Origin of the sequence: Bradyrhizobium valentinum, assembly GCF_001440405.1 — a bacterium.
GTDB classification, from domain to species: Bacteria; Pseudomonadota; Alphaproteobacteria; order Rhizobiales; family Xanthobacteraceae; genus Bradyrhizobium; species Bradyrhizobium valentinum.
The window spans coordinates 489-13742 of record NZ_LLXX01000190.1; the positions used below are offsets into that span (position 1 = coordinate 489).

The 13254-nt window shown below is 62.8% G+C and carries 15 protein-coding genes; 5 read left to right on the forward strand and 10 right to left on the reverse strand.

Translation table 11 applies throughout. The annotated features are described in order from the left end of the window. The 3 genes from CP49_RS48215 to CP49_RS34230 all read right to left on the reverse strand — a co-directional run. A partial coding sequence (locus CP49_RS48215; RefSeq protein WP_245311020.1) for a CsbD family protein occupies positions 1–154 on the reverse strand: 154 nt, incomplete at its 3' end. A gap of 97 nt (positions 155–251) precedes the next feature. Further along, complete coding sequence (locus tag CP49_RS34225; protein ID WP_057854525.1) at positions 252–971, reverse strand: SDR family NAD(P)-dependent oxidoreductase; 720 nt, start codon at positions 969–971, stop codon at positions 252–254. 23 nt (positions 972–994) lie between these two features. After that, entirely contained in the window at positions 995–1513 is a 519-nt protein-coding gene (locus CP49_RS34230) for a GNAT family N-acetyltransferase (protein ID WP_245311019.1), read from the reverse strand. A gap of 95 nt (positions 1514–1608) precedes the next feature. On the opposite strand from CP49_RS34230, the gene CP49_RS34235 reads away from it, so the two are divergent. After that, positions 1609–2388: an SDR family NAD(P)-dependent oxidoreductase gene (locus CP49_RS34235; RefSeq protein WP_057854526.1), complete on the forward strand. Its 780-nt coding sequence runs from the start codon at positions 1609–1611 to the stop codon at positions 2386–2388. Between the two features lie 98 nt (positions 2389–2486). Further along, on the forward strand, positions 2487–3374 hold the full coding sequence (locus CP49_RS34240; RefSeq protein ID WP_057854527.1) for a TauD/TfdA dioxygenase family protein: 888 nt from the start codon (positions 2487–2489) through the stop codon (positions 3372–3374). 173 nt (positions 3375–3547) lie between these two features. Here CP49_RS34240 and CP49_RS34245 read toward each other — a convergent pair whose 3' ends face one another. After that, a complete protein-coding gene (locus tag CP49_RS34245; RefSeq protein ID WP_057854528.1) occupies positions 3548–4198 on the reverse strand; it encodes a YqgE/AlgH family protein in 651 nt (216 codons plus the stop codon). Positions 4199–4333: 135 nt separating this feature from the next. On the opposite strand from CP49_RS34245, the gene CP49_RS34250 reads away from it, so the two are divergent. Further along, positions 4334–5167 carry a protein-disulfide reductase DsbD domain-containing protein gene (locus CP49_RS34250; RefSeq protein WP_057854529.1) on the forward strand — a complete coding sequence of 278 codons (834 nt, stop codon included), beginning with the start codon at positions 4334–4336 and terminating at the stop codon, positions 5165–5167. A gap of 131 nt (positions 5168–5298) precedes the next feature. Here the strand turns inward: CP49_RS34250 and CP49_RS34255 are convergent, their stop codons facing one another. Beyond that, complete coding sequence (locus CP49_RS34255; protein WP_057854567.1) at positions 5299–5586, reverse strand: hypothetical protein; 288 nt, start codon at positions 5584–5586, stop codon at positions 5299–5301. A gap of 322 nt (positions 5587–5908) precedes the next feature. Here CP49_RS34255 and CP49_RS34260 point away from each other — a divergent pair, with 322 nt between their 5' ends. Both CP49_RS34260 and CP49_RS34265 read left to right on the forward strand, forming a co-directional pair. Continuing rightward, on the forward strand, positions 5909–7267 hold the full coding sequence (locus tag CP49_RS34260) for an oligosaccharide flippase family protein (RefSeq protein ID WP_156438823.1): 1359 nt from the start codon (positions 5909–5911) through the stop codon (positions 7265–7267). Between the two features lie 285 nt (positions 7268–7552). After that, positions 7553–8383, forward strand: coding sequence for a sulfite exporter TauE/SafE family protein (locus tag CP49_RS34265; protein ID WP_057854531.1), 831 nt, complete (start codon positions 7553–7555; stop codon positions 8381–8383). Between the two features lie 25 nt (positions 8384–8408). Here CP49_RS34265 and CP49_RS34270 read toward each other — a convergent pair whose 3' ends face one another. The 5 genes from CP49_RS34270 to cysW all read right to left on the reverse strand — a co-directional run bounded on the left by CP49_RS34270 (position 8409) and on the right by cysW (position 13247). After that, positions 8409–9197 carry a 3-hydroxybutyrate dehydrogenase gene (locus CP49_RS34270; protein WP_057854532.1) on the reverse strand — a complete coding sequence of 263 codons (789 nt, stop codon included), beginning with the start codon at positions 9195–9197 and terminating at the stop codon, positions 8409–8411. 5 nt (positions 9198–9202) lie between these two features. Continuing rightward, positions 9203–10378 carry a DUF3734 domain-containing protein gene (locus CP49_RS34275; RefSeq protein ID WP_057854568.1) on the reverse strand — a complete coding sequence of 392 codons (1176 nt, stop codon included), beginning with the start codon at positions 10376–10378 and terminating at the stop codon, positions 9203–9205. A 137-nt stretch (positions 10379–10515) separates the two neighbouring features. Continuing rightward, positions 10516–11013 (reverse strand): CAP domain-containing protein, encoded by a 498-nt coding sequence (locus CP49_RS34280; protein WP_057854533.1) that lies wholly within the window; start codon positions 11011–11013, stop codon positions 10516–10518. A gap of 219 nt (positions 11014–11232) precedes the next feature. Next, complete coding sequence (locus tag CP49_RS34285) at positions 11233–12282, reverse strand: sulfate/molybdate ABC transporter ATP-binding protein (RefSeq protein WP_057854534.1); 1050 nt, start codon at positions 12280–12282, stop codon at positions 11233–11235. Further along, on the reverse strand, positions 12279–13247 hold the full coding sequence (gene cysW, locus CP49_RS34290; protein WP_082646399.1) for a sulfate ABC transporter permease subunit CysW: 969 nt from the start codon (positions 13245–13247) through the stop codon (positions 12279–12281). The genes CP49_RS34285 and cysW overlap by 4 nt, the downstream gene beginning before the upstream one ends. Positions 13248–13254 lie beyond the last annotated feature (7 nt).

A 13254-nucleotide genomic window follows, 5' to 3' on the forward strand; every position in this document is an offset into this window, starting at 1 on the left:
CCTTGGCCTGGCCGTAGAGATTTTGCACCGCGCCGGCCGCTTCGCGCGCACGGCCCTCGGCTTGCGTCTTCGCGTCGCCGGCCATGTCGCCGACGGTGCTTTCGACCTTACCCGCAAAATCCTTGGCCGATCCGGCAATCCGATCCTTGTCCATCGCGGTTGCTCCTGTTTTTCCAGTTTTTCTTGGGAGCTAACCGGCGAGCCCCGTTCGGGTTCCTGCCGCTCGGAATGCCTCAGTCAATACGCTTGGCTCACAGGATAAGCCCGCCATCGACCACAATGGTCTGGCCGATAATGTAGGACGAAAGCGGCGAGGCCAGGAACAGCGCCGCGCCCGCCATGTCGGCGGGCGTGCCGAGCCGCTTCAACGGGATCCGCTCGAGCGCGCCCTCGAGCCGTTTCGGATTTGATGTCGTCGCCTTGGTCATCTTGGTGTCGACCAGGCCGGGCGCGATGCCGTTGCCGGCCCACGCCTCGCCGAGCGTGCGCGTCAGCCCGACCGCGCCGGTCTTCGAGGCGTTATAGGCCGGGTTGCCCATCGTGGAATGATAGGCGGCGGTCGAACTGACGATGATCAGCGAACCCTTGCTGGCGCTCAGCATCGCTTGAAATCTGGTGGCGCACGCCATCAGGCTCATCAGGTTGACTTCCACGACCTTGCGAAAGCCATCCATCTCGAATTCGCCGCGGCGGTAGATCACCGCGCCCTGCGCCAGCACCAGCACGTCGAGTTTTTCGAACGGCGGTTGCAGTGCCTCGATCGCCTCCGCCTTGCTGATGTCGAGCTGGAAATAGTCGAGCCCTTCGAGATGCGATCCTTCGTCAGGCGAATAGTCCGCGGCGCTGGCGCGGGTGCCACAGACCGCGACGCGCGCCCCTTTGGCGCGGAAAGCCTGCGCGATACCGTTGCCGATGCCACTGGAGCCGCCGACCACCAGCACCTGCTTGCCGCTAAAATCCAGTTCGTTCATCCCTGCGATCCCTCTTGTTGTTTCTAATTCAAGCCTTCGTCGAGGAATTTGACCATCAGAACCTCGTCGTAATATCGGCCGTCGTGCTTGAGCGCTCGCTTTTCATAGCCGTACGCGACAAAGCCCATGGTGTCGTAAAGCCGGCGCGCCGCTTCGTTCTCGCTCACCACGGACAACTGGACCATCTCCACGCGCCCGCGCGCATGATCGAGAACGGCCGCGACAAGCATTTTCCCAAGCCCCGATTTTCGCGCAGCGCTTCGAACATACATGGCCCAAAGCAATCCCTTATGGCCGTGCTTCGTACCTTCCTGTGCGGCAAATCCGGCTATTCCCGCGAGCGTCCCATCAAGGAATCCGCCGAAAATATCCGCGCGGGAAATGGCCGCTTCGAACCACGATAGCGGTTGCGCGTTTTCTCTCTCAAACGTGCTGCCGAAAGCCTCGGGATTTCTCTGCAGAGCTTCGAGCCGTATCTCTCGATACAGGGCAGCGTCAGCAGGCTCCAGGCGACGAATCCGCAGGCCGCTAATGTTGGTCACGGTTACACCTCGCTCGGCTTCGTTTGACCTGTCTGCGGATCGGTGCCAGCCTTGTCAATCCTGCAACGCGACAGCATTCCCGCCGGGATCCCGCCATGTCAGATTTCAAAGAGCTCAGCCGTTCGGTCAAAGGCCTGACCGTTCTCGTCACCGGCGCCGCCAGCGGCATGGGCCGCGCCACGGCGCTGGTGTTCGCGGCCGAGGGCGCCAATGTCGCGGTTACCGATCTGGATGCCAAGGTTACCCAAGCGGTTGCCGGCGAGATCGCAGCGAATGGCGGCGCGGCAAAAGCGTGGACGCTCGACGTTGCCAATCCTGACGACATCATCACGGTCGTCAACGACGTCGCCGCACATTTCGGCTCCCTCGATATCGTTATTAATAACGCCGGCATCTCCGTTCGCGTGGCGATCGACGATGACGGTTATGAAGCCGCCTGGGACAAGGCGCTAGCTGTGATGCTGACCGCGCATCCGCGCATCATCCGGGCTGCGCTGCCGCATTTGCGTCGGTCGAAGAGCCCGCGCATCGTCAATATCGCATCGACCGAGGCGCTCGGCGCGACCGCGTTGCACAGCCCCTATTCGGCAGCGAAAGCCGGCGTCATCGGCTTGACGCGTTCGCTCGCCGTCGAACTCGGCCGCGAGGGCATCACCGTGAACTGCATCTGCCCCGGCCCGATCCGCACCGCGATCACCGAGCGGATTTCCGAAGAGCACAAGACGATCTACGCCAAGCGTCGCACTGCACTCGGCCGCTACGGCTATCCCGAAGAGGTGGCGCACATGACGCTGAGCCTGTGCCTGCCGGCGGCCTCCTTCCTGACCGGCGCGGTGATCCCCGTCGACGGCGGCCTGATGGCGCGAAACGCGTAGCGGGCATGCGTCCGCAGCGTTGACTTGGAGACGTCGGGGAGTAATTTTTCTCGCAAAGAGAGCGGGACGAACCGCCCGCCGCATACTGGAGAGACGCCATGACGGTCACGATCCGGCAGCTTCATCCGCATTTTTTCGGCGAGGTTTCGGGCGTCGATCTGCGAAAGCCCCTGACGCCGCAGGAAGCGGCCGACATCGAAGCCGGCATGGACAAATATGCCGTGCTGCTGTTTCGCAACCAGGACATCACGGACGAACAGCAACTGGCCTTTGCGCTGAATTTCGGCGAGCGCGAGAAGGCGCGGGGCGGCACCATCACCAAGAAGGAAGACTACCGGCTGACCACCGGGCTGAACGACGTCTCCAATCTCGGCAAGGACGGCAAGCCGCTGCCGCGCGACAGCCGCACCCATCTGTTCAATCTCGGAAACTGCCTGTGGCATTCCGACAGCTCGTTCCGCCCGATCCCGGCAAAATTTTCGCTGCTGTCGGCGCGGGTGGTGAACCCCAAGGGTGGCAACACCGAGTTCGCCGACATGCGCGCGGCCTATGACGCGCTCGACGACGAGACCAAGGCCGAGATCGAGGACCTGATCTGCGAGCATTCGCTGATGTATTCGCGTGGCTCGCTCGGCTTCCTGGATTATACCGACGAAGAGAAGGCGATGTTCAAGCCGGTGCTGCAGCGGCTGGTGCGGACCCATCCGGTGCATCGCCGCAAGTCGCTGTACCTGTCATCGCATGCGGGCGCCATCAAAGGCATGAGCGTGCCCGAGGCGCGGCTGTTGCTTCGCGACCTCACCGAGCACGCCACGCAGCCGGAATTCGTCTACGTCCATAAATGGACCGTGCATGATCTCGTGATGTGGGACAACCGCCAGACCATGCATCGCGTGCGGCGTTATGACCAGTCGCAGCCCCGCGACATGCGCCGCGCCACGGTTGCCGGTACCGAGCCGACGGTGCAGCAGCAAGCGGCGGAGTAAGTTGCCACAAAATCGGTGTCGTCCCTGCGAACGCAGGGACCCATAACCACCGGCTTCGGTTGTTTGAGCTTCGGTTGTTTGAACGGTAGCTGCCCCATCGCTTCACGGATGGGCCGCGGCGTATGGGTCCCTGCGTTCGCAGGGACGACGCGGCGAACGTCCCGAAAACACTCCTACGCGTGCCCGGCCTCGTTCGACAGCATGCCGGGGTCGATACCGATCTTGCGCAGCGCGCGCTGGTACTTGTCGTCGACGTCGTCGCCGAAGATCAGGTCCGGGTCGGCGTCGCAATGCAGCCAGCCATTGTGCTGGATCTCGTCCTCGAGCTGGCCCGGCGCCCAGCCGGCATAGCCCAGCGCCAGGATCGCGTGCTTCGGTCCGGTGCCCTTGGCGATCGCCTTGAGGATGTCGACCGTGGCGGTCAGGCAGATGTCGTCGTCGATGTTCAGCGTCGCGTCCTGGATGAAGAAGTCGCTCGAATGCAGCACGAAGCCGCGGCCGGTATCGACCGGGCCACCCTTGAGCACCTGCATGGACTCGGCGTTTTCCGGCAGCTTGATCTGGTCGGCCTTCTCGATGATGTCGAGCTGCACCAGCAATCCCGGAAAGTCGATGCTGCCGGCCGGACGGTTGACGATGATGCCCATCGCCCCTTCCGAGGAATGCGCGCACATGTAGATGACGGAGCGCTCGAAGCGCGGATCGCCCATGACCGGCATGGCAATCAGCAGCCGGCCGTCCATGTAACCGCCGCCGGACGAATTATCGCCAAAGCCGGCGGCTTTGCGGCGAACGGGCTTCGGTGTCTTGCCTTCAGGGCTCATCCGCAAAGGCCTCTCTTGCTGGCTCATATCCTGATATCGGGTTCGGTTTCTGTCAATCAAGCTTCCGGCGTCATTCGGCGGCCGATCACACGCAATTCAATGGTTTGCTGCGAAACTTGGCTGTAAAGACGTTCCATGATTGCGATAGTTCCCCTGCGCGCCGCGGTCGGCGTCGCCGCCTTATGTGTAGCGTGTGCGACGTCGGAAGTTCGCGCCGAGGATGCGTCGCCGTGGCAACGTGACGCCCATTCCGCGGTCCGGTTGCTGGCGGGATCACGCAGCGGCACGGTGCTGCTCGGCGGCGTAGCCATCCAGTTGCAGCCGGGGTGGAAGACTTATTGGCGAACGCCCGGCGATTCCGGCGTCCCGCCACGCTTCGATTTCTCCAAGTCGGATAATGTCGAGGCCGTGACCGTGCTGTGGCCGGCGCCGATGAAATTTGACGATGGCGCGGGCGGCACCGCGCTGGGATACAAGCACCAAGTCGTGCTGCCGTTGCGGATCGTCGCCAAAAATGCCGACAAGCCGGTGACGTTGCGCGCTCACATCAATTACGCCGTCTGCGACAAGATCTGCATTCCCGTCGAAGCCGATGCCGAGCTCGCTTTTGCCAGCGTGGCCAGCACCGAGGACGGCAACCTGTCCGATGCGCTCAATGCGGTGCCGAAGCCCGCCAATGTGGGCGACCCCAATCCACTGACCATCCGCGACGTCAAGCGCGAGGGAAAGAACGTGCTGGTCGACGTGACCGCGCCTGAGGCCAGGGAGGTCAACCTGTTCGCCGAGGGGCCGACGCCCGACTGGGCGTTACCGGTTCCCAAGCTCGTGGAGCAAGGCCCGCCCGGCGTCAAACGCTTTGCCTTCGAACTCGACGGCCTGCCGCCCGGCGCCAGTCCCGAAGGCGCCGCACTGAAACTGACGCTGGTCGGCGGCGACCGGGCCTACGAGTTCAACGTCAGTTTGAATTGACTCGACCTGCCGTTCCTGCGGACGTGCTCAGCCGCGCCACGATGCCGCAAGGTGTTTCCACCGGTGCAGCGACGCTTCCAGTCAGAGGAGAGCCGCTTGGCAGCTCTCCTCTTCAGCAACGTGTATCCTCCCTAGCTCTTCTGGCCGCTCATCTGCTGAGCGCGCATATAGCTCTTGCAGGCGCTACGCATGTCGCCCTTTGACATGGCGGTATTCGCCGCGCCCATCTCTTTCATCATCGCAAATTTGCCGGGGGTATCAGGCATAGCGTTACCGGACGCGACGAGCTTGGCCATGTTTTCGCTTGTGCAACCCGTCTTCTGGGCAGAAGCCTTCTGGGCAGAAGCCTTCTGGGCAGAAGCCGGGCTGACAGCCAGCGCGGTGGTGATCGTTACAGCGGTGACGAGCAGTAGTTTCATATTTATCCTCCCCGGCCGCACCATGCGGCCAGGGCTAAAAGTTGGAAAAGGTCGGAAAAGTTCCAGCGCGCTGGGTTGCGTGGGCCTGCTTGGGTTCGCGGAAGCACAGTCGCAGAGTTCAGTTGCAGGGCGCCACCTGCCGTGATGGAGCTATCTCGCCCTGAAACGTGACGTTACGTCGCGGCCCAAAGCCGCCGGATACGCCGCGCGGGAACGGCGCGTCGCTAGCCCGCAATCCAACCTAATCTTAACGAATGGTTGATACATCCGACCATCGCCGCCGCCTCGCGGCGCGTTTCGGGGATGCACCCTTGTGGCCGTGATGGATACGCAATCCGCAACCGCCTCGCCCGCCGGCGTGATCGCGCGCCTGCGCGCGCTGCTTGGCGGCTCCAATGAAGCCTCCGTCACGAGGCGGCTGGCCGGCACGATCTTCATCATCCGCGTCTTCAGCGCAGCCCTCGCCTATTTCTCGCAGATCCTGCTGGCGCGCTGGATGGGCGGCTCGGATTACGGCGTCTATGTCTATGTCTGGACCTGGGTGCTGCTACTCGGCAGCATGATGGATTTCGGCATCTCGGCGTCGGCGCAGAAGATCATTCCTGAGTATCGAACCCGCGGCGAACATGCCCTGCTGCGCGGCTTCCTCTCCGGCAGCCGCTGGATCACCTTCGCCGTCTCCTCCATCGTCTCGCTGCTGCTGGCGGGCGTGGTGAAGGGATTGTCGCCGTGGATCGACGCCAACGCGATCGTTCCCCTCTATATCGGCTGCCTGACGCTGCCGGCGTTTGTCGTCGCCAACACCCAGGACGGCATCGCCCGCTCGCATGACTGGATGCAGCTCGGCCTGATGCCGCAATTCATTGTGCGGCAGTCGCTGATCATCGGCCTCACCGCCGGCGCCTTCGTGCTCGGCTTCAATCTCGGCGCTACCGCCGCGATGTGGGCGAGCGCCGCGGCGGTCTGGATCGCGATGATCGGCCAGATGATCGTGCTGAACCGTCGGCTCGGCGGCCATATCGAGCCCGGTCCGAAGGCCTATGATTTCCGCGGCTGGCTCGCGGTCTCACTGCCGATCCTGATGGTCGAAGGATTTTACCTGCTGCTGTCCTACACCGACGTGCTGGTGCTGCAGCAATTCCGCTCGTCGGAAGAAGTCGGCGTCTATTTCGCTGTCATAAAGACGTTGGCGCTGGTCTCATTCATTCACTACGCGATGGCGGCGACAACGGCGCACCGCTTTGCCGAGTATCATGCGCAGGGCGACAAGCCGCGGCTTTCAGCCTATGTGGCGCACGCGATCCAGTGGACGTTCTGGCCGTCGCTCGCGGCGACCGTCCTGCTGCTGGCGCTCGGCAAGCCGCTGTTGTGGCTGTTCGGACCGCAATTCGTGGTGGGCTACGACATCATGTTCATTGCCGCAGTTGGACTCGTGGTGCGTTCCGCCATCGGCCCGGTCGAGCGGCTGCTCAACATGCTCGGCCACCAGCACATCTGCGCGCTGGCCTATGCGCTCGCCTTCGTCATGAACCTCGTGCTGTGCGTGATGCTGGTGCCGCGCTTTGGCGGCCACGGCGCAGCGGCCGCGACCTCGATCTCGCTGGCGTTCGAGACGGTGCTTCTATTCTGGATCGTGCGCCGGCGGCTCGGCCTGCACGTGCTGGCGTTCGGCAAACGCTGATCCGGAAGATCAATGAGACAGCAAGTGCGGCTGATCTGTTCGCCCTGAATTAGTTAGCAATCGGCTTTTTCCGTTTCCCCCCGCTCGGCCTACGCCTTGTATCTGCCTCATTTGAACCTGCAGGACGCAGCTATCGTCGATTGCCGGCATAATGGGGAAAATATCCAACGAACTCCCCTGTTCGCATGAAACATTCTTATTTCCTTCGATCCTTTGCGATCGATGGAACGGCTGTACCGACGTTGATATATAGTTGAGCATTGGAACCGAGATCTGATCCTGGAAATGATTGATCCACTGTACGTCGCATCGGGATTCGGCGTCGGCCTGCTGGTCGGGATGACGGGTGTCGGTGGCGGCTCCCTGATGACGCCGTTGCTGATCCTGCTGTTCGGCATTCATCCAGCAACCGCCGTCGGCACTGATCTGCTATACGCTGCGGCTACCAAGGCCGGCGGCAGCGTGGTGCATGGCTGGGCCCGCAGCATTCACTGGCCGGCCGTAATGCGCCTCGCCAGCGGTAGCATCCCGGCGAGCATGGTGACGCTGCTCGTGCTGTGGCAGCTCGACCTCAACGGGGCATCCGCGCGCAGCCTGATCAATCTGGTGCTGTGCTTTGCGCTCATCCTCACCGCGACATCGTTGATCTTCCGCAAGGCGATCATGGATCGATACCGCCGGCGTATGGAACGGCTCGATGCCTCGACGACCGGCAGCGCGACCGTGATGGTCGGCGTAGCGCTGGGCGTGCTGGTCTCGATCTCGTCGGTGGGTGCCGGCGCAGTTGGGGTAACCGCGCTGCTGCTGCTTTATCCGCGCCTGCCGATGGCAAGCATCGTCGGCTCCGACATTGCGCACGCGGTACCGCTGACGCTGGTGGCGGGCATCGGCCACTGGGCACTGGGTTCGGTCGATTGGGCGCTCATGGGTGTGCTGCTGATAGGCTCATTGCCTGGCATCGTTATCGGCAGTTACTGTGCGGTTCGGGTGCCGGAGACCGTGTTGAGGCTGGTACTGGCCTCGGTTCTGGTTCTGGTCGCCGGCAAGCTTGTCGTCAACGAGCTGCATTTCTCGACGGAGAGCGTCGCAGCCGTTACCGGGAGCACCGCCCGTTAGGGCGTGCTCCCGGCATGCATCTTCCCTATGCCGCGGTCCAACCGCCGTCGATCGAGAGATTGGCGCCGGTGATCTGGGCGGCATCGTCGCTGCACAGGAAAAGCGCCAATGCTGCGACCTGCTCCGAGGTCACGAACTCCTTGGTCGGCTGCGCCTCCAGCAACACGTCGTTGATGACCTGCTCCTTGGTCAGGTTGCGCGCCTTCATGGTGTCGGGAATCTGCTTCTCGACCAGCGGCGTCCAGACATAGCCCGGGCTGATGCAGTTGCAGGTGATCTTGAAGGTCGCAAGCTCCAGCGCCACCGTCTTGGTGAGACCGGCAATGCCGTGCTTGGCCGAGACATAGGCCGACTTGAACGGCGAAGCCACCAGCGAGTGGGCGGAAGCCGTATTGATGATGCGGCCCCAGCCGCGCTTCTTCATGCCCGGCACTGCGGCGCGGATGCTGTAAAACGCCGACGACAGGTTGATGCCGATGATGGCTTCCCACTTCTCGGGCGGGAATTCCTCGATCGGCGATACGAACTGGATGCCGGCATTATTGACGAGGATATCGACCGCGCCAAAAGTCTTCTCGCCAAGCGCGATCATTTCGGCGATCTCGGCGGGCTTGGTCATGTCGGCGGGCGAATGCACGGCCCGGACCTTGAAATCGGTCTCGATGCCGGAGCGCTCGCGCTCGATATCGGCCGGCACGCCCATGCCGTTGAGGACGACATTGGCGCCGGCGGCTGCGAAAGCGCGCGCGTAAGCCAATCCGATGCCGCTGGTCGAGCCGGTAACGACAGCGGTCTTGCCTTTTAAGGTACCCATTCCATTCACTCCTGCTTGGCTCCGGGGGCCCTCGAAACATCCCCCGTCATATCGTAAGCCGCCATGGTCTCGCCTGGTTGCGGACGCTCCAGCACATCCTTGTGACGCATCGAAAGATGAACGTCGCGGACGCCCGCGTTCCAGTGCTCGACCATCGCGACACGCGAAAAGTCGTAATCCTTGGATGAGGTTTCGTAGTTCTTGCTCTTGTAGATCAGGTGCACCACGGTGACGGTGTTTTCCCTGGCCGCGCTGCAAAGGACTGCCACCGATGGATCGCTCTTGAGGTGATCGGGCAGTTTTCCAAGCAGCTCGCGCAGCGCCTTTCGCGCGTTGTGCACCTGCTTGTTCTTGTCGGTGGTCATGCGAGTGCGGCTGGAATAACGGATGTCCTTTTCGCGCTCGGCGGCTTCGAGCAGCGATGTCGGCACTTCGCCGCGCGCGCTGAACAGGTCGACCTGAAAGATCAGAAGATCGCGGTTGTTTTCTCCAGCCAGCACATAGTCGAGCGGCGTGTTGGAGGCGATGCCGCCGTCCCAATAGTGCTCGCCTTCGATGATGATGGATGGAAAGCCCGGCGGCAGCGCGCCGGAGGCCATGATGTGCTCCGGCTCAATCTTCTTGCCGAGTTTTCTGAATTCGAAATTGTCGAAATATCTGAGATTGCCCGAGGCCACGCCGACTGCGCCCACGCTGAGCCGCATCTTCAGATCGTTGATGCGATCGAAGTCGACCAGCCGTTCCAGCGTCTTCTTCAACGGCGCGGTGTCGTAATAGCTCTGCGACTGCGGGCTGCCCGGCGGCCACAACGGCGCCGGGGGAATCCGCGGCGTGAAAAAGCCGGGCACGCCAAAGGTGGCGATCAGGGCGGCGCTGGTTTCGTTGAACAGCGAGCGCGCCCGATCGCCCGACGCGACGGGATTCCACGGAACCGGAGATGACACCATCTCCCAGAATTCCTTGAGGCGATCGACGCGTGTTTCAGGGCCGTTGCCGGCAATGATCGCGGCGTTGACGGCGCCAATCGAAATGCCTGCGACCCATTCCGGTTCGAAGCCCGAGCGGCACAGCGCTTGAAAGGCACCCGCTTGATAGGAGCCGAGCGCGCCGCCACCTTGCAGCACCAGCACGCGCTGCGCCATGGCGGGTGTCGTGGCTGGCGCAGGGTCGGAAAGATCCATCGTGACCGTCGGCGAGTAGATAATGACAGCAGCACCGTGGCGGCAGTTCGCGACGGCGTCAATCAGCGAGATCGGAAGCAAGGATCACGCCGAGTTTATCGCCTCGTGAGGCGTCGAAGCCCGTGTCCGGATCTGCTTCAGGTTGATGCAAGGATGAGCGTCCAGAACACCTTGTATTTGGTGCCTGGAGCATAAGTCGCAGCGATGCCCAATTTTGTGACACCGTTCTTGAGCATATTGGCCTTGTGCGGCGGCGAGTCGCGCCAGCCGGAGAAGGCCTCCGCCAGGGTATGGTATCCGGCCGAGACATTTTCGACCGCGAGCGTCGCCGGATAGCCGGAAGCGCCGAGCCGCTTCTCCAGCGGGCCCTTCACATTGTGGTCCATCTTGTTGCGTGCCGCCATCGCCCGGGACTGCTGCTCGGCGAGCTTGATCAGCTCGGGATCGACCACCACGGCGCCGAGGCCGTTGTTCTGGCGGTATTGCGAGATCATGATCGCCGCGGCGGCCGGATCGAGCGTGGCACCGGGTTGCGCCATGTCGAGATACATGGCCGGCTGATCCGGGATTTTGACGTCTGCCGAGCAGCCGGCAAGCAGCAAGAGCCCGATAATCGCGGTGGTCGCCCGTTTCACTGAAAGAATCCCCCAAAGCTGGACGGCCGTTGTTGCATACCAACCGTGGCTGAATGGTGAACGGGGCGCTGATTTTGGCCACCTACCGCTGTCATCGTCCGCGAAGGCGGACGATCCAGTACCCCGCGCCGTCACGCCTACGACGGACAGCGGCGATTACTGGATATCCGCCTTCGCGGGTATGACGGCGGCGGTTGTGGGCGTCATCCGGCCAAAAAATTATTCCTGGACCGCAAAAATCCGGTAGCGGCGGGGCTGCAGGCTGATGATCTCGCCGGCCTGGAGTTCCCGGTCCCGCGGGGCGTCGATCTCGATCACAGTCTTGCCCTCACCGCCCGAGAGCGCGATCTCCGCCCGCTGGATCGGGCCGAACGAGCGGACATGGCGCACCGCGCCCTCCAGCGAGCCGGTTCCGGCCGGCCCAATCTGCATGTCATGGCGGCGAACGAACAGCTTTGAGGCGCCGGAGGCCGCGCCATCGGCGGCGATATTGAGCGGCCGGCCGCCGAGCCGCACCGAGCCGCCGGCAACCTCCACAGGCAGCACAATGGATTCACCGATAAAGCCGTGGACGAAGGCGGTGGCGGGATTGTCATAGACATCGCCGGGCGTGCCGATCTGCTCGATGCGGCCCTTGTCCATCACCACGACGCGGTTGGCGACTTCGAGCGCTTCTTCCTGGTCGTGGGTGACGAAGATCGAGGTGACGTGGATTTCGGAATGCAGCGAGCGCAGCCATTGCCGCAGCTCTTTGCGCACCTTGGCATCGAGCGCGCCAAAAGGCTCGTCGAGCAGCAGGATGCGCGGCTCGATCGCGAGCGCGCGCGCCAGCGCAATGCGCTGCCGCTGGCCGCCGGACAATTGGCTGGGATAGCGGTTGGCCAGCCAGTCGAGCTGCACCAGGTCCAACAGCTCTTTCACGCGTGCGCGGATCGTGGCTTCGTCCTTGCGCACGGCGCGCGGCTGCACGCGCAGGCCGAAGGCGACATTCTCGAACACCGTCATGTGGCGGAACAGCGCGTAGTGCTGGAACACGAATCCGACATGGCGCTCGCTCGCGCCATGGCCGAGCGCGTCCTCGCCGTCGATCGTGACCTCGCCGGCATCCGGCCAGTCGAGCCCGGCAATGATGCGGAGCAGCGTCGTCTTGCCGGAACCGGACGGGCCGAGCAGCGCCAGCAATTCGCCCTTGCCGACTTTCAGATCGACATTGTCGAGCGCGGCAAACGAGCCGAATTTCTTGACGATGTTTTTGACTTCAATTGTCACTCAGATCGTCCTTCTGGGGTTTGTCCTTCGTCCAGACGCTGTTCGAGAACGGTCTTCACGACCAGCGTGATCAGGGCCAGCATCGCCAGGAGCGAGGCAATCGCAAACGACGCCACGAATTGATACTCATTATAGAGGATTTCGACCAGCAGTGGCATGGTGTTGGTCTCGCCGCGGATATGGCCCGAGACGACCGACACCGCGCCGAACTCGCCCATGGCGCGCGCGTTGCACAGCAGTACGCCATATAGCAGGCCCCATTTGATATTGGGCAGAGTGACGCGGAAGAAGGTCTGCAGGCCTGACGCTCCGAGCGAAATCGCGGCCTCTTCCTCCTGCGTGCCCTGCTCCTGCATCAGCGGAATGAGCGAGCGGGCGACGAACGGGAACGTCACGAAGATCGTCGCCAGCGCAATGCCCGGCACGGCGAACAGGATGTGGATGTTGTTTGCCTGCAGCCATGTGCCCCAATAGCCCTGCGCGCCGAACAAGAGCACGAAGACGAGGCCCGAAATGACGGGACTGACGGAGAACGGCAGGTCGATCAGCGTGATCAGAAAGGTCTTGCCGGTGAAATCGAACTTCGCGATGGCCCAGGCTGCGATCACGCCGAACACCAGATTGAGGCTGACAGAGATCGCCGCCACCAGCAAAGTAAGCTTGATCGCCGACAGGGCCTCCGGCTCGGCAAGCGCCGCGAAATAGGCGTTGATGCCCTTGGAAAAGGCCGATGCGAACACCACCACCAGCGGCAGCACGACGAAAATCGTGAGAAAGGACAGCGCGAGCGCAATGATGATGAACCGGATCGGCCCGGGCTCGCTTCGCAGATCCCTGGAGGCAGCAGCCTGGCGGACGCGGTCGCTTGCCTTGCGGGCGGATGGTGGGGAAACGGCGAGATCCGCCGTAGAGGCGTAAGCCTGCAGCCGGGCCGCCGGAGTCACAAAGCTCGTTTGCGTCGACATCGACCGG